Consider the following 19,614-nt stretch of genomic DNA (forward strand, 5'->3'; position numbering starts at 1 on the left):
TAGGGGCCGTGCGCCCGCCCGGGGGGCGGGCGGGCACACGTGGGTCAGACGCGGCGCAGGTCGAGGAAGAGCTGGATCTCGGGTGGTACGTCCGTGCTCGCCGGGGCGTACGCCCACGAGCTCTCCCCGGCGATGTCGAATCCCGCGTCACGCACGACCTGGCGCAGTTCGTCCCGCAGATATCCGGATACCCGGATCGTGCTGCCGAGGAACGGGATCGCGTAGTCGTCGACGTCGGCCTCGACCATGGAGAGGGCCAGCAGGCCACCGGGTCTGAGCAGGCCGTGCAGCATCCGCAGGGCGTGCGGGATCTCCGGGCGCGGCAGCATCAACAGGGAGAAGAACGCGGCCGCGCCGTCGAAGACCCCCAGCCGGCCGTCGCGCAGATCGGCGAGGTCGGCCAGGTGGAAGGTCGCGTCCGGCACATTGGCGCGGGCGAGGTCGAGCATGCCGGGGGAGAGGTCGACGCCGACGACCTCGTGGCCCGCGTCCACCAGTTGCCGGGCCGTCGGCAGGCCCGTGCCGCAGCCCAGGTCCAGGATCCGGGAGCCGGGCGGCAGCGCCCCGGCCAGCCACTCGCCGGCGGCCAGTTGGCCGTCCTTGTGCGGGAAGGCCTCGTCGTAACGGTCGCCGATGGCGTCGAACGCCTCGGCCTGACCGGTGCGGTCCAGCCCTAACAGGGCGAAGCCGTCGTAGTCCCGCTGGTCGTCACCGCTCACGGCTCCGCCCCTCCTGCTGACTGTGACTGTGCTGTCTGTCCGTTGTGCCGGTGTGCCGGGTCGTGCCGTGCTGAGTGAAGTGCCGTACCGAGTGAAGTGCCGTGCTGAGCGAAGTATCGCGGAGGCCGATCCTACGGTTGCCGCGCGGGGAGTCGGCAAGCGGTTCGGGCCCCGATTCACACCCTGTCGCCCCACCGGCTCGCATCCTGCTCACATCGGGTTCACACCGGGTTCACGCCCTCAACGCGCGCCGGCGTGCGGTCCACCGGCGCGCGGTCCACCGGCATGTGGTCGACCGGCGTGCGGTCCCAGTCCTCGGGGAGCGCCGGCACCGGCCAGGCCGGGTCGGGCCGCCACCGCTCCCAGCCGGCGGTGAACGGCGGGCCCCAGGCCTCGACCAGCTCGACGGCGGCGCGCCCCGCGGCCCGTACCCGCTCCGCCTGAGCGTCCGTCATCAGGCCGGCCCGGCGCGCCTGGGCGAACTCGTCCTCGTCCTTCCACTCCCAACTGCGGTCGGGGTAGACGGCGATGTCCAGGAAGTGGTCCTCGGAGTCCACGCCGCCGGCCCAGCGCGCGAGCGGTTCCTCGAGGTTCACGTACCAGTTCCGGAAGCGCCAGTCGAGGTCCCAGAAGAGCCAGACCGACCAGGGCTCCCCGGGCCGGGCGAGCTTCAGCACGCCCGGACCGTACCAGCGGGTCACCGACGTCGTCCGCGGTTTGGTGTAGCGCGTGGCCAGCGGCTCGCGGTGGACGGGCGTCCCGTCGGCGAGCAGCGGTTTGACGCAGTCCGTGCCGGGCGCCATCCACACCGCGAGCAGCTCGGCGGTGTCCTCGACGACGGTGACGGGACGGCAGATGTGGATGCCGCCCCCGGTGCCGGGTCTGGCGTTGCCTCGGTAGCGCCAGAGGATCTGGTCGCCCGGCGCCCAGCGGCCGTTCCCGCCGCCGCCACCCGCGCCCGCCGTTCCCGTCGTGTCCGTGGTCTCCGCTGCCATGCGCAGATCTTAGGTGCCGGGGACACCTATGCGCCGTGACGTATACCGCAGGGACGAGCAGGGACGAGCGGAGGACGAACGGAGGGGCTTCGGCTACGGGCGGGTCATGCGCAGGACGTCGAGCGCCTCGTCGAGCTGCTCCGTCGTCAGCAGCCCGCGGTCCACATAGCCCGACTCGAGCACGACCTCCCGGATCGTCTTCCGCTCCGCAAGGGACTTCTTGGCCACCTTCGCGGCCTCCTCGTAGCCGATGTACCGGTTCAGCGGAGTGACGACGGACGGCGAGGACTCGGCGTACTCGCGCGCCCGCTCGACGTTGGCGGTGATGCCGTCGATCGTGCGGTCGGCGAGCAGCCGGGAGACGTTGGCGAGCAGCCGGACGGACTCCAGGAGGTTCTTCGCCATCACCGGGAGCATCACGTTGAGCTCGAAGTTCCCGGCGGCGCCCGCCGTGGCGACGGTCGCGTCGTTGCCCATGACCTGCGCGGCGACCATCAGGACGGCCTCGCAGACCACCGGGTTGACCTTGCCCGGCATGATCGAGGAGCCGGGCTGGAGGTCGGGCAGGGCGATCTCCGCGAGCCCGGTGCGCGGGCCCGAGCCCATCCAGCGCAGATCGTTGGCGATCTTGGTCAGGCCCACGGCGACGACGCGCAGCTGCCCGCTGGTCTCCACCAGGCCGTCCCGCGCGCCCTGCGCCTCGAAGTGGTCGCGGGCCTCCGTCAGCGGCAGCCCCGTCGTCCGGGACACCTCGGCGATGACCGCGCCGGAGAAGCCGGCCGGGGTGTTGATGCCGGTGCCCACGGCCGTGCCGCCCAGGGGCAGTTCGGCGAGCCGGGGCAGCGAGGCGCGCAGCCGCTCGACGCCGTACCGGACCTGGGCGGCGTAGCCGCCGAACTCCTGGCCCAGCGTCACGGGCGTGGCGTCCATCAGATGCGTCCGGCCCGCCTTGACGACCTCCGCGAACTCCTCGGCCTTGCGCTCCAGGGCGGCCGCGAGATGCTCCAGCGCCGGGATCAGCTCGCCGGTCACGGCGGCCGTCGCGGCGATGTGGATGGAGGACGGGAAGACGTCGTTGGAGGACTGGCTCGCGTTGACATGGTCGTTGGGGTGGACGGGGCGGCCCAGGCGCTCCGTGGCGAGGGTGGCGATGACCTCGTTGGCGTTCATGTTCGACGACGTGCCGGAGCCGGTCTGGAAGACGTCGACGGGGAAGTGGTCGTCCCAGCGGCCCTCGGCGACCTCGCCCGCCGCCGCCACGACCGCCGCCGCCACGTCCTTGTCGATCACGCCCAGCTCGGCGTTGACCTTCGCCGCCGCGGCCTTGATCCGGCCCAGCGCCTCGATGTGCGCGCGTTCCAGGCGCTGCCCGCTGACGGGGAAGTTCTCCACGGCGCGCTGGGTCTGGGCCCGCCACTTGGCGTCCGCCGGGACTCTCACCTCGCCCATGGAGTCGTGCTCGATCCGGTACCGCGCGCTGCCGGTCGTCCCGCCGTCGGTCGTTCCACTGTCGGTCATTTCGCTTACCTCCTGCCGGTCACAGCGTTTGTCCTGATCCCTGTGTTCCCAAAAGTCGCTCGTGGCTACTAAATACCGCGAGTAACAACAGAATTCGGGGAGGCTCCATGACTCGGACACGCAGACCCACCCTGCGCTGTTCCCTCGCCGCGCTCGCCGCCTTCGCGGCGGCGCTCGGCGGACTGTCCGTCACCGCTCCTACCGCGGCCGCGCGGCCGAGCTCCTCGGCGGCGCCCACCCCCCTCTCGCCCGAACTGGAGAGGATTCGCGCCGCCGAGGCGGTGAAGCTCTACGGCGACGCCGCCGAGCGGCCCCTCGCGCAGCGCAAGTCCTCGCTGCTCTCCCTCGGCGACAGCGAGATCTCCGGCGAGGGCGTCGGCACCTACGAGCCCGGCACGAACGGCCCCGACAACTGGTGCCACCGCTCGCCCGACTCCGCCATCCACCGCACCGGCATCCCGGCGGACGTCACCTACAACGTCGCCTGCTCCGGCGCCACCACCGGCAACATCCGCATCGGCGGCGGCAAGCAGTACGCGGACGAGCTCGTCCAGAGCGACGCGCTCGCCGTCAAGGCCCGCAACACGCGGGTGAAGCTGGTGCTGCTCGTCGCCGGCGCCAACGACGACCTCCAGTTCGGCCCGGTCATCACCGACTGCGTCACCCGCTACCTGACCCTCCAGGGGCCGTGCGAGCCCAAGTACGCCCCCGGCTGGCAGACGCGCGTCGACGGCCTGGTGCCCAAGGTCGAGGCGACCGTCCGCGACCTGCGCAAGGTCATGACGGACGCGGGCTACGCGGACGGCGACTACAAGCTCGTCGTCATGGGCTACCCGAGCCCCATCGGCCCCGACATCGAGGACAACCCCGACTACCCCGGCAAGTTCCCCGGCGGCTGCGTCGGCTACACCTCGGACTCCGCGTGGGGGCGGAACACGGCGGTACCCGCGTTCGAGCGGGGCATGCGGAAGGCCGCGCGGGAGACGGGCGCGACCTACCTCGACAACTCGCGGCTCTTCCACGGGCACGAGGTGTGCATGGAGAACACCTGGGCCCGGGGCCTGTACGTCGACGTGACGAACCCCTTCCCGCCGAACGAGAACTCCGTCCGGCAGTCCTTCCACCCCAACGCGCGCGGCCACGCGGCCTTCGCGTCCTGCCTCACCCAGCTCTACCGCTCGGGCCTGCGCGAGGCGAGCTGCGCGGACCCGGCGAGCACGGGGTCGCCGGTGCTGCACGAGGGGGCGTGGGACGACGCGTTCCGGCCGCTGAAGAGCGCGGCCACGGGGACGTGCGTGGACGCGTACGGGGCGGGTTCCGCGAACGGGACCGAGGTCGGGGGCTGGGACTGCTCCGGGTCCCGGAACCAGCAGTGGTGGTTCGACGGGCAGCGGGGGTCGCTGCATACGGCGCTGACGCACGACCGGTGCGTGGACGTGCCGGGTGGCACGTATGCCGCTGGGGCGGCGGTCGTGCTGTGGGATTGCCACGGTGGGGCGAACCAGCGGTTCAGCCTGTCCGGCGGGACGTTCCGGCCTGCGGCCGCGCAGGACCTGTGCCTGACCCTGGCGGGCGCCAAGGAGCCGGTGCGGCTGCAGAAGTGTGACGGGTCGCCGTCACAGCGCTTCGCGTAGCCCCTGACCCGCCCTTTCACCGTTTCTCAGGGGGCTGTCGCCCCCTGATACCCCTGGGCGGGGGGTCTCAGGGGGGCGGCAGCCCCCCTGAGGAAACGGTGAAAGGGCGGGACCGGGGCACAGCCCGCCGCAGGCGCGACTACCCCCGCACGGGGATCGACGTGAACGTCGGCGCCGGCGCCGGGTCGACGAAGAAGTCGTTGCCCTTGTCGTCGACGACGATGAACGCCGGGAAGTCCTCGACCTCGATCTTCCAGACCGCCTCCATGCCGAGCTCCTCGTACTCGACGACCTCGACCTTCTTGATGCAGTCCTGCGCCAGCCGCGCCGCCGGGCCGCCGATCGAGCCGAGGTAGAAGCCGCCGTGCGTGCCGCACGCGTCCGTGACCTGCTTGCTGCGGTTGCCCTTGGCGAGCATGACCATGGAGCCGCCCGCCGCCTGGAACTGCTCGACGTAGGAGTCCATGCGGCCGGCCGTGGTCGGGCCGAAGGAGCCCGAGGCGTAGCCCTCGGGGGTCTTGGCGGGGCCGGCGTAGTAGACCGGGTGGTCCTTGAGGTACTGCGGCATCTCCTCGCCCGCGTCCAGCCGCTCCTTGATCTTCGCGTGGGCGATGTCACGCGCGACGACCAGCGGGCCGGTCAGCGACAGGCGGGTCTTCACCGGGTACTTGGTGAGCTCGGCGAGGATCTCGTCCATCGGGCGGTTGAGGTCGACCTTGACGACGTCGCCGTCCGCGTCCAGATGCTCGTCGGTCGTCTCGGGCAGGAAGCGCGCCGGGTCCGTCTCGAGCTGCTCCAGGAAGACGCCCTCGGCGGTGATCTTCGCGACGGCCTGGCGGTCGGCGGAGCAGGAGACCGCGATGGCCACCGGGCAGGACGCGCCGTGGCGCGGGAGGCGGACGACGCGGACGTCGTGGCAGAAGTACTTGCCGCCGAACTGGGCGCCGATGCCGATCTTCTGCGTCAGCTCGAAGACCTTCTCCTCCAGCTCCTTGTCACGGAAGCCGTGACCCAGCGGGGAGCCCTCCTCCGGCAGCTCGTCGAGGTAGTGCGCGGAGGCGTACTTCGCGGTCTTCAGCGCGTACTCGGCGGACGTGCCGCCGACGACGATCGCCAGGTGGTACGGCGGGCAGGCGGCCGTGCCGAGCGAGCGGATCTTCTCCTCCAGGAACTTCATCATGCTCGCCTCGTTGAGCACGGCCTTCGTCTCCTGGAAGAGGAAGGACTTGTTGGCCGAGCCGCCGCCCTTGGCCATGAAGAGGAACTTGTAGGCGCCGCCGTCGGTCGCGTAGACCTCGATCTGCGCGGGCAGGTTGGAGCCGGTGTTCTTCTCGTCCCACATCGTCACCGGGGCCATCTGCGAGTAGCGCAGATTGAGCTTGGTGTAGGCGTCGAAGATGCCGCGCGAGAGGGCCTCCTCGTCACGGCCCTCGGTGAGGACGTTCTGGCCGCGCTTGCCCATGACGATCGCCGTGCCGGTGTCCTGGCACATCGGGAGCACGCCGGCGGCCGCGATGTTCGCGTTCTTCAGCAGGTCCAGGGCGACGAAGCGGTCGTTGGGGGAGGCCTCGGGGTCGTCGAGGATCTTGCGCAGCTGGGCCAGGTGGGCCGGGCGCAGGTAGTGCGAGATGTCGTGCATGGCCTCGGCGGCGAGCTTGCGCAGCGCCTCCGGCTCGACCTTCAGGAACGTCCGGCCGTCGGCCTCGAAGGTCGATACGCCCTCGGCGGTGACCAGACGGTACGGCGTGTTGTCCTCGCCCAGGGGCAGGAGGTCGGTGTAGGCGAACTCGGGGCCGGCAGACATCGCGGAGATTCCTCACTCACTCTGCGGAAAACGGTGGCTGGCGTCGTCGACAGCGCAATTCTCAGGGTAGGGGGCGGACGGCGTGGTGAGTTTGTGAGGTAAGGCTCAGTTCGTGATGCCGACCCCTGTCGCGATCTATCGCGTCTGGCTTACCCTGCTGTCCGTGGACGAGTCTTCCCCCGAGAACCGGGTGTCGCTGAGCAAGGACGCCGTGGCGCTGCGCGCCTCCGACGCCGACCGTGACCGGATCGCCGAGATCCTCCGTGAGGCGCTGGCCGAGGGCCGGCTGACGGCCGAGGAGCACGCGGAGCGGGTCGGCGCGGCGTACGAGGCGAAGACGGTCGGCGAGCTGGAGCCGCTGGTGCGCGATCTGCCCGTCGGCGCGCGGCACGCCGCGGCCCCGGCTCCCGCGCGCCCGTACGACGCCTCCGTGCGCCCCGCCGCGAGCGAGGCGGAGAGCCTGGTCGCCGTCTTCGCCGGCGCCACCCGCAAGGGGCGCTGGCGCCCCCGGCCGCGCACCAATGTGTTCGCGCTGTTCGGCGGGGTGGACATCGACCTGACCGAGGCGGTCTTCGAGCAGCGGGAGATCGTCATCAACGTCAACTGCGTCTTCGGCGGTGTCGAGATCAAGGTGCCGGAGAACGTGTCCGTGCACGGTGCCGGCACCGGTGTCTTCGGCGCCTTCGACGTGCGGACGTCGGAGTCCCCGGATCCGGACGCCCCGGTCGTCGTGGTCACGGGCATGGCGGTCTTCGGCGGTGTGGAGGCGAAGACCAGGCGCGGAAAGCGGCTGAAGAACCTCCGGAAGTCCCTGGGATGACCTCGGGGTGATCCCGGCGCGATCCCGGGGTGACCTCCGGTACGGGCCCTCCGCCGAGACCGGCGGCGTCCGTACGTCATTCCGGTCATGGCAACGGTGTGAATAAGCTCGCGCACAGCGGGTAAAGCTTGGTGCATCGTCTCTCGTACGGCTGCGGGTGCGAATGGCCGTGCGCGTCGAGGCGGGCAAAGGTGACTCAATCGGCCAAGCAAAGCCGTCGTCAGGAGTAGACCGTGCTGCTACCGCATCAGCCCCTGCAGGAAGCCGCCGTTCCGTCCCAGCGGATTTCCGCCAGGGAACAGGCCGGCCCCTGGCATTCGGAGGCGGTGTGCCGCCGGGATGAAGCCGGGCTTTTCTTCGCACCATCAAAGGAGCCGACGGCCGCCCGCCTTTCCCGTGAAGAGGCCGCCAAACGCGTATGCGCCCGTTGCCCGGTCATGGTGGAGTGCCGGGAGCACGCGCTGCTCCAGCCGGAGCCCTATGGGGTGTGGGGCGGTCTCACCGCCGCCGAGCGCCGGGTCGTGCTGGCCCGCCGCCGGCGCCGCGAGGCCGAGCTGCAGCGCGCCACGCGTGTCGCGGCGGCGGGGTAGCCCGCGCCTTTTTCACGCCAACGGGCCGGGCCCCGCCGACTGACGGCGGGGCCCGGCCCGTTGGCGTGACCGTCCGGTGTGTCCTGGCGGGTTCGCCGAGGACGGGGTGATCAGCTGGGGCGCTCGAAGTCGACCGAGCTGTAGGCGCGCAGCTTCGACAGCCGGTGCTCGGAGTCGATCAGGCGGATCGTGCCCGACTTGGAGCGCATGACCAGCGACTGCGTCGTCGCCGTCTCGGCCCGGTAGCGGACGCCGCGCAGCAGCTCGCCGTCGGTGATGCCGGTGGCGACGAAGAACACGTTCTCGCCGCTGACCAGGTCGTCGGTGTGGAGGACGCGGTCCAGGTCGTGGCCGGCGTCGAGGGCGCGCTGCCGCTCCTCGTCGTCCTTCGGCCACAGCTTGGCCTGGATGGTGCCGCCGAGGCACTTCATCGCGCAGGCCGCGATGATGCCCTCCGGCGTACCGCCGACGCCGAGCAGCAGGTCGATGCCGGTGTTCTCGCGCGCGGCCATGATCGCGCCGGCCACGTCGCCGTCGGAGATGAACTTGATCCGGGCGCCCGCCTCGCGGATCTCCTTGACCAGGCCCTCGTGCCGGGGGCGGTCCAGGACGACGACGGTGACGTCCTCGACGGCGGAACGCTTCGCCTTGGCGATCCGGCGGATGTTCACGGCGACCGGGGCGTCGATGTCGACGAAGTCGGCGGCCTCGGGGCCGGTCACCAGCTTGTCCATGTAGAAGACCGCGGACGGGTCGAACATGGTGCCGCGCTCGGCGACGGCCATCACGGAGACGGCGTTGGCCATGCCCTTGGCGGTGAGGGTCGTACCGTCCACGGGGTCCACGGCGACGTCGCACTCGGCGCCGGTCCCGTCGCCCACGCGCTCGCCGTTGTAGAGCATCGGGGCGTTGTCCTTCTCGCCCTCGCCGATGACGACGACACCGTTCATGGAGACGGTGTGGATCAGCGAGCGCATGGCGCGCACGGCCGCGCCGTCCGCGCCGTTCTTGTCACCGCGGCCCACCCAGCGGCCCGAAGCCATGGCACCCGCCTCGGTGACCCGGACGAGCTCCAGCGCGAGGTTGCGGTCCGGAGCTTCCGGGCTGACCTCGAGCTGGGACGGCAGATGGTGATCGGACATCGGATGCGCACCTTTCTGTACGGCGGCGGCCGTAGGGCCCCTCCTTACCCCGATTGGGTCAGGAGGGTGAGGGTGATGATGACTTTATCTGCTGACTGCCAGATTGAGCAGTGGGCCCCACGCATGAGCGGCGTCAAGGGGCTGTGGGCAGGTCGCCGTCAAGATCGATCAGGGCATGGTGGACGATGGGGGCGTGGCAGGTAGGAACGGCAAGACGCAGACGATTCGGAACATGCTGCTCTCGATGGCGGTCGTGGTTCCCGTAGCGGGATTCAGCTATCTCTTCATTCCCCATGACGAGAAGAAGGACCCCATCCAGACGGTGAACTACCGCGTGGAGCTGGACACCGCCCGGCGCGCGGCGCCGTACGCGGTGGCCGCCCCCGAGGGCCTCGGCGACGGCTGGCGCGCGACCTCCGTGTCGTACAAGCCGGGCGACAAGGAGGGCTCGTCCTGGCACCTGGGCTTCCTCGACCCGCAGCGGCAGTACGTGGCGGTCGAGCAGAGCGACGCCCCGGCCGGCCCGTTCATCGACAACGTGAGCCAGCGCGCGGAGAAGACCCACGCCACGGAGAAGATCGGCGACAGCGTCTGGCAGCGCTACGAGGGGCCGAAGTACGACGCGCTCGTGCGCCGGGAGTCCGGGGTGACGACCGTCGTCACGGGGACGGCGGGCGCGGAGCGGCTGAAGGAGATGGCGGCGGCGCTGAAGGTTCCCGCGAAGGGGTAGCGAACGAACGCGAAAGCCGTGGCTCTCGGGCCACGGCTTTCGCGTTTGTCGTTCGTGTTCGTCGTTCGACGTCAGACCGTGGTGACGGCCTGCTCGAAGGACAGGCGCGGCGAGCGCGGGTGGAAGGCGCCCTCGCCCGGCTTGCCGATGTTGATGATCATCAGCGGGCTGTGGTCGCCGTCCAGGAACTCCTTCTGCACGGCCGCGAAGTCGAAGCCGGTCATCGGGCCGGCGGCCAGGCCGGCGGCGCGGAGGCCGAGGATGAAGTAGGCGGCCTGCAGGGTGGCGTTCATCGCGGCGGCCTGCTCACGGACCGGGCGCTCGCTGAAGAACACGTCCTTGGCCTGCGGGAAGTGCGGGAACAGCGTGGGCAGCTCCGCGTGGAACTCGTTGTCCGCGGCGAGGATCGCGACCAGCGGGGCGGCGGCCGTCTTGGGCTGGTTGCCCTCGGCCATCAGCGGCACGAGGCGGGCGCGGGCCTCCTCCGAGCGGACCAGCACGATGCGCAGCGGCGACTGGTTGAACGCGGTGGGGGCGAGCTTGATCAGGTCGTAGACGGCCTGGATCTGCTCGTCCGTGACGGGCTCGTCGGTGAAGGTGTTGGCCGTGTGGGCCTCGCGGAAGAGCAGGTCCTGGGCGGCGGCGTCGAGGGCGAGAGTCATGGGGGTGCACCTTCTCGGGAGGGGGTCGATGAAGTTGAATCTACAACTAGATGGGTGAAGGTTCAACTAAATCGAGGGTGGGTGAGACCCGGCTCACAGGATCGAGAAGGTTTCCGGGGGAGGGGCCGCTAGCTCGTGGCTTCCGTCGTCTCTTCCGCTTCTTCCTCCGCCAGGGCCGCGTCCAGGCGCGCCCGCGCGCCCTCCAGCCAGCGGCGGCACACCTTCGCCAGCGCCTCGCCCCGCTCCCACAGGGCCAGCGACTCCTCCAGCGTCGTACCGCCCGCCTCCAGCCGGCGCACCACGTCGATCAGCTCGTCCCGCGCCTGCTCATAGCCCAGCGCGTCGTCCGTCGTACCCGCGTCCGTTGTCGTCGCCATGGCCCACAGCCTAGGCGGGGGGTGTGACAGCGGGCGCCGGCTCGTCCGACGCGCCGGGCGCCGGCTCCACGGCCCGTACCGCGAACTCGCCCTCCGCGACCCGGGCGCGGAGCTCCTCCTCCGGGCCGACCTCCGTCGCCGCGCGCACGACCCGGCCGTCCTCGTGCTGCAGCACCGCGTAGCCGCGGCGCAGCGTCGCCGCCGGGGACAGGGCCACCACGCGCGCGTGGGTGTGCGTCAGCTCGGACGCCGCGCGGTCCAGCAGGTGGCCCAGCGTGCGGCGGCCGCGCGCGGCCAGCGCGTCGATCTGCTCCTCGCGCTCCTCCACCATGCGGTGCGGGCGCTCCATGCAGGGGCGCGCCCGCGCGGCCGCCAGGCCCCGCTCCTCGCGGTCCAGCAGCGACTCGACGCAGCGCAGCGCGCGGTCGCGGAGGTGGCGGACGCGGGTGAGCTCCTCGCCCACGTCCGGGACGACCCGCTTCGCCGCGTCCGTGGGCGTCGACGCGCGCAGGTCGGCCACCAGGTCGAGGAGCGGGGTGTCCGGCTCGTGGCCGATCGCCGAGACGACGGGGGTGCGGCAGGCGGCCACGGTACGGACGAGTTGTTCGTCCGAGAAGGGGAGGAGGTCCTCGACGCTGCCGCCGCCGCGTGCCACGACGATCACGTCCACGTCCGGGTGGGCGTCCAGTTCCTGGACGGCCTCGATGACGCCCGGCACGGCGTGGACGCCCTGGACGGGGACGTTGCGCACCTCGAAGCGGACGGCCGGCCAGCGGTGGCGGGCGTTCTCCAGCACGTCGCGCTCGGCGGCGGAGGCGCGGCCGCAGACGAGGCCGATGAGCTGCGGGAGGAAGGGGAGCGCGCGCTTGCGTTCGGCGGCGAAGAGGCCCTCGGCGGCGAGGGACTTCTTGAGTTGTTCAAGGCGGGCCAGCAGTTCACCGACGCCTACGGGGCGGATCTCGGCGGCGCGGAGGGAGAGCTGGCCGCGGGGGGCGTACCACTCGGGTTTGGCGTGGACGACGACGCGGGCGCCCTCGGAGACGACGTCGGCGACGCGGTCGAAGACGGCGCGGTAGCAGGTGACGGAGAGGGAGATGTCGTGGGAGGGGTCGCGGAGGGTGAGGAACACGACGCCGGCGCCGGGGCGGCGGGAGAGCTGGGTGATCTGTCCTTCGACCCAGACGGCGCCGAGCCGGTCGATCCACCCGCCGATGAGGCGGGACACCTCCCCGACGGGGAGGGGGGCGTCGGGGGACGTGTGGGCGGCCATGCGGTCGAGCGTAGCGGGGGTGGGTGACAGGTGGTTGGTGGGTCGGGGGCGGGGCGGGGTGGACGGGCCCTTACGGCACCCCAGCCCCCTGGCTGAGCGATCCGTTGCCGGGTGATCGGGCGGGCGGGTGGGCGAAACCCGCGCCGAAGGCGCGGGAACCCCCACGGCGGGCAGCCGGAAGTCAGCCGGCGGGCACCCCGGGGCGCCGCGCCGCCTGGCCGGCCAGGACCAGCAGGCCGGCGGCCAGCCATACCGCTCCCACCCGCTGCGCGGCCGTCGCCGCCGTGGCGATCACCGCGATCACGACGGCCAGCCCCAGCAGCGGCACCGCGACATGCCGGGCGAGCACCCGCCCCGCGTCCCGGGCGAACCACCCGATGACGGAGGCGTGCAGCAAGCCGAAGGCGACGAGCGCCCCCACGTCCACCACCGACACCAGCCGGTCCAGCCCGTCGGGCCGCTGTGCCGCCCACACCGCCGCGAGCAGCGTGACCGCCGCCGCGCCGAGGACGGCGAGCCGGGGGACGCCCGAGGCGCGGTCGACCTTCGCCAGGCGGCCCGGCAGGCGGCGGTCGCGGGCCATCGCGAAGAGGAGGCGGCCCGCCGCCGCCTGGCCCGCCAGCGCGGCGAAGGCCGCGCCGAGCGCCTTGCTCGCCGCCACCAGGTGGTGCAGCCACAGGCCCGTCGCCGCGTCGACCGTGTCGTAGAACGCCGCCCCCTGGCCCACCGGCCGCGCCGCCAGCTCGGCCGGGGACATGGGGGCGAGCAGGGCCGCCAGATAGCCCTGGAGGACGAAGAGGGTCCCGGCCACGGCCAGGCACGTGACGAGCGCCCGCGCCACCTTCGGCGAGCCGCCCGCCGACTCCTCCGCGAAGGCCGCGATCGCGTCGAAGCCCAGGTAGGAGAGGACCGCCACCGATACCGCCGACAGGACCGCCCCCGCGTCGAAATCCCCCTCGCCCGTGAAGGGCGTCAGCCAGCCCCGGCGCGGGCCGTCCTGCGCCAGGGCGATGACCGCCGTGACCACGAAGACCGCCAGCACCGCCAGCTCCATCGCCAGGACGACGAACCCCACCGCTGCCGCCGCCCGCACTCCCCACAGGTTCAGGCCCGTCGTCACGGCCACCGCCGCCGCCGTCCAGAGCCATGACGGGACGGACGGCACCAGCGCGTGCATCGCGATGCCCGAGAAGAGATAGGCGACCGCCGGGATCAGCAGGTAGTCCAGCATCGCCATCCAGCCCGCGATGAACCCCGGGCCCTCGCCGAGGCCCACGCGCGCGTAGGTGTAGACCGAGCCCGCCTGCGGGGCGACGCGCACCATGCGCGCGTAGGAGTGGGCCGTGAAGGCCATCGCCACGGTCGCCATGACGTAGACCAGCGCCACCGCCCCGTGCGACTTCGCCGACAGCGTGCCGAAGACGCCCACCGGTGCCATGGGGGCGATGAACAGCAGGCCATAGACCACGAGGTCGCGGAAGCCGAGGGCGCGGTGGAGCGTGCCCTCGTCGGCGAAGGGGGGAGGGGTGGCCATGGGGTCAGTATTCGGGCGCCCCGACGGGGCGGTGGCCGGGCCACGCCGGTGGGGGCGGGCCCTTACGATGGACCGCATGACAGCTTCCCCCGCCCGCAAGGTTCTGCTCGCCGCCCCCCGTGGCTACTGCGCGGGCGTGGACCGTGCCGTGATCGCCGTCGAGAAGGCGCTCGAGCAGTACGGCGCCCCGGTCTACGTGCGGCACGAGATCGTCCACAACAAGTACGTGGTGAAGACCCTGGAGAAGAAGGGCGCGATCTTCGTCGACGAGACGGAGGAGGTGCCCGAGGGCAACATCGTCATCTTCTCCGCCCACGGTGTCGCCCCCGTGGTGCACGAGGAGGCCGAGCGCGGCAAGCTCGCCACCATCGACGCCACGTGCCCCCTGGTGACCAAGGTCCACAAGGAGGCCGTCCGCTTCGCCAAGGAGGACTACGACATCCTCCTGATCGGTCACGAGGGCCACGAGGAGGTCATCGGCACCAGCGGCGAGGCGCCCGACCACATCACGCTGGTCGACGGCCCGGAGGACGTGGCCAAGGTCGAGGTGCGCGACCCGGACAAGGTGGTGTGGCTGTCGCAGACCACCCTCTCGGTCGACGAGACCATGGAGACGGTGGACGCCCTGAAGGGCCGCTTCCCGAACCTGCTGTCGCCGCCCAGCGACGACATCTGCTACGCCACGCAGAACCGCCAGACGGCCGTCAAGCAGATGGGCGCCGAGGCGGACCTGGTGATCGTCGTGGGGTCGAAGAACTCCTCGAACTCCGTGCGGCTCGTCGAGGTGGCGCTGGGCGCCGGCGCCCGGGACGCGCATCTGGTGGATTACGCCGAGGAGATCGACGAGACCTGGCTGGAGGGTGTGAACACGGTCGGTGTCACCTCCGGCGCCTCCGTGCCGGAGATCCTCGTCGAGGGCGTGCTGGAGTGGCTCGCCCAGCGTGGTTTCGAGGACGTCGAGACGGTGAAGGCCGCCGAGGAGTCCATCACCTTCTCCCTCCCCAAGGAGCTCCGCCGCGACCTGCGGGCCGAGGCCCGGGCCGCCGTCGAGGGGTGAACCACCCCGTCCACGCCTACGCTGCTGGGCATGGACGTATTCGGCGTGGACATCGGCGGATCGGGCATCAAGGGCGCACCGGTGGACCTGGCGCGCGGTGAGCTCTCGGAAGGGCGCTTCAAGGTGCTCACGCCGACGCCGTCCACGCCGGACGCCGTCGCCGACTGCGTCCGGCAGGTGGTCCGGCATTTCGGGCTGCCCGTCGGGCCGGTCGGTGTGACGTTCCCCGGCGTGGTGGTCGGGGGGACGACCCGGACGGCCGCCAACGTCGACAAGAGCTGGCTCGGCCAGGACGCCGCCGGGCTGCTCGGCGAGCGCGTCGGCGCGCCCGTGACCGTCCTCAACGACGCCGACGCCGCCGGGATCGCGGAGATGTCCCACGGCGCGGGCCGGGGGCGTACGGGCACGGTGATCGTGCTGACCTTCGGCACGGGCATCGGCAGCGCGGTCTTCACCGGGGGCAGCCTGGTGCCCAATACCGAGCTCGGGCATCTGGAGCTCCATGGGCACGACGCCGAGACGCGGGCGTCCACGCGGGTCAAGGAGGACGAGGGCCTCAACTGGAGCCGCTGGGCCAAGCGGGTCAGCCGCTATCTCGCCCATGTGGAGATGCTCTTCTCGCCCGAGCTGTTCGTGATCGGCGGCGGGGTCAGCCGCAAGGCGGAGAAGTTCCTGCCGCTGCTGGAGGGGGTCAGCGCCGAGGTCGTCCCCGCTCGGCTGGAGAACAGCGCGGGGATCGTGGGGGCCGCGATGGCCGCTGCCGCTGCCGGAGTCGTTCCCGCCGCCGCAGCCTGACGAGGGAGACCCGGCGGACGAGCGCGATCAGCGTGGCCAGCAGGGTGCCCGCGTAGAGCCAGCCGGCGTTCAGCGACAGCAGCGTCACCAGGCTCATCACCCGGCCGCCGAGGCCCCCCGTGCCGTCGCTGAGCGGCAGCGCCCCCACCGCGAAGGCGATGGGCACGCTCACGGGCGCGGTCATCAGCTCCGCCGGGCGTACCCACAGCGCGCAGGCCGCGCTGCCGAGCAGGAAGAACACGCCGTAGATCCGGGGCGAGCCGCCCACCAGCGCGTCCAGGCCGCCGATCGTGAGCATGCCCAGCGCCGTGAGCAGTCCGCTGCCGAGCCCGGTCAGCCGGGCGGCCGGCAGGCGGTCCAGCGCGGAGGGGGAGCGCCCGGTGGCGGGCCCCCGCGCGGTGGCGCCCCGCCGCTGGCCGGGGGGCGCGGCGGGCCGGGGCACGGGGGAGCCGCGGCGGACCTTGCCCTGGGGGATGCGCGTGCTCGGTTGCTCCACCCGACCAAACTAGGCAGGCGGGCCGGGGGAATCCCACGTTGGACACGCCGTTTGCGCCACCTTGGGCATGTGTTCGGGTAATCCTCCGTCCGGGGCCGGTCGGTGACGCGGACCCGTAGACTGGATGACCGGGCGCGTCACGGGGCGCGGAACCCTCGCTACTACGGGAACAACGGGAAGTCGCCACGTGTCGCTCACGATCGGAATCGTCGGTCTGCCGAATGTCGGCAAGTCGACCCTGTTCAACGCCCTGACCAAGAACGACGTGCTGGCGGCCAACTACCCGTTCGCCACCATCGAGCCCAACGTGGGCGTCGTCGGCGTCCCGGACGCCCGGCTGACCAAGCTCGCGGAGATCTTCGGCTCGCAGCGGATCCTGCCCGCCACCGTCGACTTCGTCGACATCGCCGGCATCGTGCGCGGCGCCTCCGAGGGCGAGGGCCTGGGCAACAAGTTCCTGGCGAACATCCGCGAGTCGGACGCGATCTGCCAGGTCATCCGCGCCTTCAAGGACGAGAACGTCGTCCACGTCGACGGCAAGGTCTCGCCGAAGGACGACATCGAGACCATCAACACCGAGCTGATCCTCGCCGACCTGCAGACCATCGAGAAGGTCCTGCCGCGTCTGCAGAAGGAAATGCGGATCAAGAAGGACGTCGCCCCGAAGGTGGCGGCGGTCGAGGCGGCCAAGGAGCTCCTGGAGAAGGGCGAGACGCTCTTCTCCGCCGGCATCGTCCAGGGCTCCGAGAAGGCCGAGCTCCTCCACGACCTCCACCTGCTGACCGCGAAGCCGTTCCTCTACGTCTTCAACGTCGACGAGGACGAGCTGACCGACGACGCCTTCAAGGACGCGCAGCGCGCCCTGGTCGCCCCGGCCGAGGCCATCTTCCTCAACGCCAAGCTGGAGGCCGACCTCGCCGAGCTGGACGAGGAGGACGCCATGGAGCTCCTCCAGTCCGTCGGCGCCGAGGAGCCGGGCCTGGCCACGCTGGCCCGCGTCGGCTTCGCCACGCTGGGCCTCCAGACCTACCTGACGGCCGGCCCCAAGGAATCCCGCGCCTGGACCATCAAGAAGGGCGCCACGGCCCCCGAGGCGGCCGGTGTCATCCACACCGACTTCCAGAAGGGCTTCATCAAGGCCGAGGTCATCTCCTTCGACGACCTCGTCGCCACCGGCTCCGTCACCGAGGCCCGCGCCGCCGGCAAGGCGCGCATGGAGGGCAAGGAGTACGTGATGGTGGACGGGGACGTGGTGGAGTTCCGCTTCAACGTCTGAGCGGATGAAATAACACCACGTCGCTGACGTGGCAAACATGCAGGTCAGAAGGGGTCCATCTCTCCGGAGGTGGGCCCCTAGCCGTTTCCCGTGCTGGATGGGTGCTGGATTAGCTGATCGACCATCAGCCGTTTCCCCTCTCGGATGACACCAAGAGTGGTACGTTATCGGGTACCACTTGATGGGAAGGTCGGGCCATGTCCATAACCGCGAGTGAAGCCCGCAAGGAACTGTTTCCGTTGATCAAAAAGGTCAACGAGAATCATGAGGCCATCGAGATCGTCTCCAAGCACGGCAACGCCGTGCTTGTCTCAGCCGAAGACTACGCGGCGCTGCGCGAGGGCTCTTACCTGCTGCGCTCGCCGGCGAACGCCCGGCGGCTGCTCAAGGCCTACGAGAACGCTCTGTCGCACATCAACGTGTCGGAGCGTGAGCTGATCGATCCCGAGTCACCGGACGCAGGTGCGGGTGCCGCGTGAGGCTTGTCTTTGAGGACCAGGGCTGGGAGGACTACACGTCCTGGCTCAAGAACGACCGCAAGATGCTCGCCCGGATCAACAAGCTCATCGAGGACGTCAGGCGTGACCCCTTCGCGGGCATCGGCAAGCCGGAGCCGCTGAAGTATCACCTGCCTGGGGCCTGGTCGCGACGGATCGACGACGAGCACCGCCTCGTCTATCTGGTGACAGATAAGGAGATCGTCATCCTCGCCGCCCGGTATCACTACTGATCGGTGAGTGTTCGGTGTGCTGGGGCGCCTCTTCCACGCTGGGATGGACTGCTTAAAATCCCGGTTTTCGCGGGTGGGATCCTTGCGTTCGACGTTCCGCTTCACTGTAGCTGAGTTCCGGTTTCAACCTCTCGTGTGGAGAAATGGGGAGTCGCTGAATGGCCGATGTCACCTTCCTGAGTCAGGCCGAACCTGTTGATGAGTACGGTCGTGCTCTTTACGCGGTATCGTGATCAATTCTGAGGGCCCATTTTGATGAATTGTCGCAAGCGGACCTCGAAGACCTCAATTGCGATCGGGTGGAGGTTACGTTTCGACAGCTCGCCAAGCTCGCTCGCCTCCACCGCGACAAGGGATCGCGCGGAGACGGGTTTGAGTGGGCCGTTCACGAGGCGATTGTCGGCGGCGAACCACGGGTTGTCGATCTGGTCAGCGAAGCCCTCAGGAAGGTGAGCCCTAGGGCATTCGCTGACTTGAACAGACCGACGTCCCTGATGTTCGGGCACGAGCGTGCACGCCACCTCGGATTCACTGAGGCTGTTGTCAACAACGCGAGTGGTGATGCGGTGTTGTTGCCTGACGGGTCAGGTCGGCCGTTCGCGTTTGGATCCTGGGTGCCGATCGCTGCTCGCGGTGTCGCTGCTGAACCTGAGCTGCGGGAACGGATCAAGAAGGTGTGGAAGACCGACCTGTTCCTGAGTAGTACGGAGAAGGCACGGTTTGCCGCCGCGACTATCAAGAGTAATTGGCATCAACTCGAAGACGGTAACGGGCTCCGAGTGGCGATTGTTCCACAGGCTCTGGATCTTCCGGCGGGATATCAGAGATGGAAAAGTCTCCACCTGATTGCACTCCCAGACCCGGACGGCTTCATGGGTTTGTTCAACGATGCGTATGAGGCAGTTGCTGAAGCGATTCTGACGGTCGGCAGGCATGATCGTGCACCCTATTATTACAAGCCGAGTGCGAAGGCGCAGAAGATCCAGGCGCAACTGGAGAAGTATGGGAAGGTGAAGGTGGTCGACATACTTGACGCTCTGAACGAAGCGGCGCAGCAGAATCTAATTACTGTTGACCGAAAGCTCATGTCGGTGGAAGCGCCTACATGGCTCAATATCAATGAAAAGCGCACGCCCATCATCGCACCGAGACCGGCGTTCGAGAAGCTCGACTAGTGACGCGTCGGTCTGACCTCTGTCCGTGGGAAGCGGAACCTCCCATGTCGCGATGAATCTCCCGCAGCTGGGCCTGTGCTTACGCTCGGAAGGCGGTCCGGTACGCACTCACCGTGTATCAGCGTCTCCCTCATGATGTCCTCGATCGGGTGGCGGTGGGCAGATCACTCGCCGCGGTCGCAGGTGCTGGATGAGGACTGCGGGAGCCGCGTTTTCGCAGGTGGGAGCTCCGTACTGCAGATTCCGCTTCAACGTCTAAATATGCGGATGGGAGGGGGCGGACGCCGAGG

The 19,614-nt window shown here is 70.2% G+C and carries 20 protein-coding genes; 10 read left to right on the forward strand and 10 right to left on the reverse strand.

The window, feature by feature from the left end:
* Nucleotides 1–44 precede the first annotated feature (44 nt).
* From EKH77_RS20590 to EKH77_RS20600, 3 genes are all read right to left on the reverse strand, one after another.
* The gene (locus EKH77_RS20590) at nucleotides 45–719 is read right to left on the reverse strand and encodes a class I SAM-dependent DNA methyltransferase (protein WP_126915809.1); all 675 of its coding nucleotides are present in this window, start codon (nucleotides 717–719) and stop codon (nucleotides 45–47) included.
* Nucleotides 720–940: 221 nt separating this feature from the next.
* Entirely contained in the window at nucleotides 941–1,714 is a 774-nt protein-coding gene (gene fomD / locus EKH77_RS20595; RefSeq protein WP_126915810.1) for a cytidylyl-2-hydroxypropylphosphonate hydrolase, read from the reverse strand.
* 93 nt (nucleotides 1,715–1,807) lie between these two features.
* The gene (locus EKH77_RS20600; RefSeq protein WP_126915811.1) at nucleotides 1,808–3,232 is read right to left on the reverse strand and encodes a class II fumarate hydratase; all 1,425 of its coding nucleotides are present in this window, start codon (nucleotides 3,230–3,232) and stop codon (nucleotides 1,808–1,810) included.
* 107 nt (nucleotides 3,233–3,339) lie between these two features.
* On the opposite strand from EKH77_RS20600, the gene EKH77_RS20605 reads away from it, so the two are divergent.
* Entirely contained in the window at nucleotides 3,340–4,866 is a 1,527-nt protein-coding gene (locus tag EKH77_RS20605) for a ricin-type beta-trefoil lectin domain protein (protein ID WP_126915812.1), read from the forward strand.
* A 139-nt stretch (nucleotides 4,867–5,005) separates the two neighbouring features.
* On the opposite strand, the gene EKH77_RS20610 is transcribed toward EKH77_RS20605, so the two are convergent.
* Entirely contained in the window at nucleotides 5,006–6,670 is a 1,665-nt protein-coding gene (locus tag EKH77_RS20610) for a fumarate hydratase (protein ID WP_126915813.1), read from the reverse strand.
* Between the two features lie 163 nt (nucleotides 6,671–6,833).
* On the opposite strand from EKH77_RS20610, the gene EKH77_RS20615 reads away from it, so the two are divergent.
* Together EKH77_RS20615 and EKH77_RS20620 are read left to right on the forward strand one after the other, a co-directional pair.
* Complete coding sequence (locus EKH77_RS20615) at nucleotides 6,834–7,490, forward strand: DUF1707 SHOCT-like domain-containing protein (RefSeq protein ID WP_240667454.1); 657 nt, start codon at nucleotides 6,834–6,836, stop codon at nucleotides 7,488–7,490.
* Between the two features lie 233 nt (nucleotides 7,491–7,723).
* Nucleotides 7,724–8,080 carry a WhiB family transcriptional regulator gene (locus EKH77_RS20620; RefSeq protein WP_126915815.1) on the forward strand — a complete coding sequence of 119 codons (357 nt, stop codon included), beginning with the start codon at nucleotides 7,724–7,726 and terminating at the stop codon, nucleotides 8,078–8,080.
* A gap of 110 nt (nucleotides 8,081–8,190) precedes the next feature.
* Here EKH77_RS20620 and glpX read toward each other — a convergent pair whose 3' ends face one another.
* Entirely contained in the window at nucleotides 8,191–9,222 is a 1,032-nt protein-coding gene (glpX, locus tag EKH77_RS20625) for a class II fructose-bisphosphatase (protein WP_126915816.1), read from the reverse strand.
* A 193-nt stretch (nucleotides 9,223–9,415) separates the two neighbouring features.
* Here glpX and EKH77_RS20630 point away from each other — a divergent pair, with 193 nt between their 5' ends.
* Nucleotides 9,416–9,952, forward strand: coding sequence for a DUF4245 domain-containing protein (locus EKH77_RS20630; protein ID WP_126915817.1), 537 nt, complete (start codon nucleotides 9,416–9,418; stop codon nucleotides 9,950–9,952).
* Nucleotides 9,953–10,023: 71 nt separating this feature from the next.
* Here EKH77_RS20630 and EKH77_RS20635 read toward each other — a convergent pair whose 3' ends face one another.
* From EKH77_RS20635 to EKH77_RS20650, 4 genes are all read right to left on the reverse strand, one after another.
* Nucleotides 10,024–10,614, reverse strand: coding sequence for a malonic semialdehyde reductase (locus EKH77_RS20635; RefSeq protein ID WP_126915818.1), 591 nt, complete (start codon nucleotides 10,612–10,614; stop codon nucleotides 10,024–10,026).
* Nucleotides 10,615–10,742: 128 nt separating this feature from the next.
* Nucleotides 10,743–10,991 (reverse strand): exodeoxyribonuclease VII small subunit, encoded by a 249-nt coding sequence (locus tag EKH77_RS20640; RefSeq protein WP_126915819.1) that lies wholly within the window; start codon nucleotides 10,989–10,991, stop codon nucleotides 10,743–10,745.
* Nucleotides 10,992–11,001: 10 nt separating this feature from the next.
* On the reverse strand, nucleotides 11,002–12,261 hold the full coding sequence (xseA, locus tag EKH77_RS20645; RefSeq protein ID WP_126915820.1) for an exodeoxyribonuclease VII large subunit: 1,260 nt from the start codon (nucleotides 12,259–12,261) through the stop codon (nucleotides 11,002–11,004).
* Between the two features lie 181 nt (nucleotides 12,262–12,442).
* The gene (locus tag EKH77_RS20650) at nucleotides 12,443–13,795 is read right to left on the reverse strand and encodes an APC family permease (RefSeq protein ID WP_240667455.1); all 1,353 of its coding nucleotides are present in this window, start codon (nucleotides 13,793–13,795) and stop codon (nucleotides 12,443–12,445) included.
* A gap of 67 nt (nucleotides 13,796–13,862) precedes the next feature.
* Between EKH77_RS20650 and EKH77_RS20655 the strand changes: the two genes are divergently transcribed.
* Both EKH77_RS20655 and ppgK read left to right on the forward strand, forming a co-directional pair.
* A complete protein-coding gene (locus tag EKH77_RS20655) occupies nucleotides 13,863–14,852 on the forward strand; it encodes a 4-hydroxy-3-methylbut-2-enyl diphosphate reductase (protein ID WP_126915822.1) in 990 nt (329 codons plus the stop codon).
* 30 nt (nucleotides 14,853–14,882) lie between these two features.
* Nucleotides 14,883–15,647, forward strand: a complete 765-nt coding sequence (gene ppgK / locus EKH77_RS20660; RefSeq protein WP_126915823.1) for a polyphosphate--glucose phosphotransferase — start codon at nucleotides 14,883–14,885, stop codon at nucleotides 15,645–15,647.
* Here ppgK and EKH77_RS20665 read toward each other — a convergent pair.
* Complete coding sequence (locus tag EKH77_RS20665) at nucleotides 15,544–16,143, reverse strand: DUF6542 domain-containing protein (protein ID WP_126915824.1); 600 nt, start codon at nucleotides 16,141–16,143, stop codon at nucleotides 15,544–15,546. The genes ppgK and EKH77_RS20665 overlap by 104 nt on opposite strands.
* A 187-nt stretch (nucleotides 16,144–16,330) precedes the next feature.
* On the opposite strand from EKH77_RS20665, the gene ychF reads away from it, so the two are divergent.
* The 4 genes from ychF (at nucleotide 16,331) to EKH77_RS20685 (ending at nucleotide 19,324) form a co-directional block, all read left to right on the forward strand.
* Nucleotides 16,331–17,419: a redox-regulated ATPase YchF gene (gene ychF / locus EKH77_RS20670; protein ID WP_126915825.1), complete on the forward strand. Its 1,089-nt coding sequence runs from the start codon at nucleotides 16,331–16,333 to the stop codon at nucleotides 17,417–17,419.
* Between the two features lie 197 nt (nucleotides 17,420–17,616).
* On the forward strand, nucleotides 17,617–17,898 hold the full coding sequence (locus EKH77_RS20675; RefSeq protein ID WP_073443651.1) for a type II toxin-antitoxin system Phd/YefM family antitoxin: 282 nt from the start codon (nucleotides 17,617–17,619) through the stop codon (nucleotides 17,896–17,898).
* Complete coding sequence (locus EKH77_RS20680; protein WP_126915826.1) at nucleotides 17,895–18,149, forward strand: Txe/YoeB family addiction module toxin; 255 nt, start codon at nucleotides 17,895–17,897, stop codon at nucleotides 18,147–18,149. The genes EKH77_RS20675 and EKH77_RS20680 overlap by 4 nt, the downstream gene beginning before the upstream one ends.
* A gap of 260 nt (nucleotides 18,150–18,409) precedes the next feature.
* Nucleotides 18,410–19,324, forward strand: a complete 915-nt coding sequence (locus EKH77_RS20685) for a hypothetical protein (protein WP_126915827.1) — start codon at nucleotides 18,410–18,412, stop codon at nucleotides 19,322–19,324.
* Nucleotides 19,325–19,614: the final 290 nt, after the last annotated feature.

This window comes from Streptomyces luteoverticillatus (assembly GCF_003970715.1).
GTDB lineage: Bacteria > Actinomycetota > Actinomycetes > Streptomycetales > Streptomycetaceae > Streptomyces > Streptomyces abikoensis.

Coding starts and splice junctions, on each gene's coding strand:
- glpX (WP_126915816.1), bottom strand. CDS start 9,222: ATGTCCGATCACCATCTGCCGTCCCAGCTCGAGGTCAGCCCGGAAGCT.
- EKH77_RS20675 (WP_073443651.1), top strand. CDS start 17,617: ATGTCCATAACCGCGAGTGAAGCCCGCAAGGAACTGTTTCCGTTGATC.
- EKH77_RS20605 (WP_126915812.1), top strand. CDS start 3,340: ATGACTCGGACACGCAGACCCACCCTGCGCTGTTCCCTCGCCGCGCTC.
- EKH77_RS20640 (WP_126915819.1), bottom strand. CDS start 10,991: ATGGCGACGACAACGGACGCGGGTACGACGGACGACGCGCTGGGCTAT.
- EKH77_RS20650 (WP_240667455.1), bottom strand. CDS start 13,795: ATGGCCACCCCTCCCCCCTTCGCCGACGAGGGCACGCTCCACCGCGCC.
- xseA (WP_126915820.1), bottom strand. CDS start 12,261: ATGGCCGCCCACACGTCCCCCGACGCCCCCCTCCCCGTCGGGGAGGTG.
- EKH77_RS20655 (WP_126915822.1), top strand. CDS start 13,863: ATGGACCGCATGACAGCTTCCCCCGCCCGCAAGGTTCTGCTCGCCGCC.
- EKH77_RS20610 (WP_126915813.1), bottom strand. CDS start 6,670: ATGTCTGCCGGCCCCGAGTTCGCCTACACCGACCTCCTGCCCCTGGGC.
- EKH77_RS20600 (WP_126915811.1), bottom strand. CDS start 3,232: ATGACCGACAGTGGAACGACCGACGGCGGGACGACCGGCAGCGCGCGG.
- ppgK (WP_126915823.1), top strand. CDS start 14,883: ATGGACGTATTCGGCGTGGACATCGGCGGATCGGGCATCAAGGGCGCA.
- fomD (WP_126915810.1), bottom strand. CDS start 1,714: ATGGCAGCGGAGACCACGGACACGACGGGAACGGCGGGCGCGGGTGGC.
- EKH77_RS20635 (WP_126915818.1), bottom strand. CDS start 10,614: ATGACTCTCGCCCTCGACGCCGCCGCCCAGGACCTGCTCTTCCGCGAG.